Origin of the sequence: Nocardia flavorosea NBRC 108225, from assembly GCF_001613385.1 — a bacterium.
In the GTDB taxonomy this organism is placed as follows: domain Bacteria; phylum Actinomycetota; class Actinomycetes; order Mycobacteriales; family Mycobacteriaceae; genus Nocardia; species Nocardia flavorosea.
Genome location: NZ_BDCG01000055.1, coordinates 1 through 1859, shown reverse-complemented (window position 1 = coordinate 1859; position 1859 = coordinate 1). Strand labels below are relative to the sequence as shown.

At 67.0% G+C, this 1859-nt stretch carries 2 protein-coding genes; both read right to left on the bottom strand.

The window, feature by feature from the left end:
• Positions 1–112 precede the first annotated feature (112 nt).
• On the bottom strand, positions 113–568 hold the full coding sequence (locus NFL01S_RS33775; RefSeq protein WP_062980387.1) for a flavin-containing monooxygenase: 456 nt from the start codon (positions 566–568) through the stop codon (positions 113–115).
• A complete protein-coding gene (locus tag NFL01S_RS33770; RefSeq protein WP_063916141.1) occupies positions 520–1713 on the bottom strand; it encodes a thiolase family protein in 1194 nt (397 codons plus the stop codon). Before NFL01S_RS33770 ends, NFL01S_RS33775 begins: the two co-directional genes overlap by 49 nt.
• Positions 1714–1859 lie beyond the last annotated feature (146 nt).

Below are 1859 nucleotides of genomic sequence, written 5' to 3'. Positions count from 1 at the left end.
TGGACCGTCGGGCGTAACGGCCGAATCCTTCGGCACGGTCATCGAAACTCCACCTCCTGTGCGGTGTCCGGATGAGGGAACCCGATCCGGCAGCGAATCTGGGGCACGGGAATCACGAACACCGGTTGCGACCACCGGTATCGGATACCGATGGGAGCATCTTCCGAGCGGTCACCCAGCCCTGACTGGTGTCCAGTTGCCAGCACCGGGCGGTTTCGTCCCAGGTGGCGCCGAGCAGTTCGGTGTTGTACCGGATATGCCGCTCGATATCATGACATTCGGCCACATCGCGCAGGTAGGCCAGAATTTCGGGTTGTTTGCCGTAGGTGCGTGACCAGTCCGCGTTCGGGGCGAACGAGTAGCTGTACAGCTGCGAGGGCACATCGCAGGCACACCCCGGATAGGTGTTGTCCCGCCAGGTGCCCCCCAGTTCCGCCGCCCGCTCCAGGATCACGAAATCACGTATCCCTGCCTCACGAAGTTTCACGGCCAGGGCCAGACCGCCGAATCCCGCACCGATCACAGCGATCGAGTGGTCGGGTTCGGCCGAGGGGATGTACTCGGGCATTGATGTCCTCGGTGTCGGGACGCGGCCGCCTCGTCTCCGCCGCCTTCGCACATGGTCTGCAGACCCCAGCGCGCGCCCTCGCGCCGCATGCGGTGCACCATGGTCGTCATCAACCGCGCGCCGGATGCGCCGAGCGGGTGACCGAGCGCGATGGCTCCGCCCTGCGGGTTCACTGTCGCCGGGTCGGCACCGGTCTCGGCCAGCCAGGCACCGAGAACGGCGGCGAACGCCTCGTTCACCTCGAAGGTGTCGATATCGGTGAGAGAGAGCTTCGCCTTGCCCAGCACGTCGGCGGTTGCCGGGATCGGCCCGGTCAGCATCATGACCGGGTCGGTGCCGACCACACTGAACGCGTGCAGCCGTGCGAGCGGGGTCAGGCCGAGCTCGTTCGCACGCTCGGCGGCCATCACCAGGACCGCGGCCGCGCCGTCGGAGATCTGTGAGGACGATCCCGCGGTGTGTCTACCGCCGAACGCCGGGTCGAGGCCCGCCAGCTTCTCCGGTGTCGTCCCGCGCCGGATCCCTTCGTCCGTATCGAGGATCCGGCCGTCCGGCGCGACGATAGGAACGATTTCGCCGGCGAAGTCCTCGGCATCCTGGGCGGCGGCCGCACGCCTATGGGATTCGGCGGACAGGTCGTCGAGATACTCGCGGGACAGGTTCCACTGCTCGGCGATCTGATCAGCCCCGGCACCCTGGTCGAAGCGGCGCAGTCCGTAGCGCTGCTCGACCGCCGGACCGAGCGCCGACTCCACGTCGAGGCGCGCCGCCCCCATCGGCACCCGTGTCATCGATTCGACACCGGCCGCGACCACCACGTCCTGGATCCCGGACATCACCGACGCGACCGCGAATTGGATTGCCTGCTGCGAGGATCCGCACTGCCGATCGACGGTCACCCCCGGGATCGTTTCCGGCCAGCCCGCCGCGAGCACGGCCATCCGGGCGATATTCCCGGCCTGCTCTCCCGCCTGGGAGACGCAGCCCATGACTACGTCATCGATGAGTACCGGATCCAGACCGCACCGCTGGGAGAGTGCGCGCAGCACCTGCGCGGCCAACTCGACCGGATGGACGTCCGCGAGTCCTTTGTTACGACGGCCGATCGGACTGCGCACCGCCTCGACGAGGACGACCTCTCGCATGCTTCCACCCTTCGGGATTCGATTACTCGGGTGGATCCGATTCAAGGTCCCCGGCGGTGCCCGAACAAGACCACAATGCCGATCCCTGGGGCCGGAGGAACCTATATCAGCAGGGAATCACCGGTTTCACGATCGCCGCTGCGCTG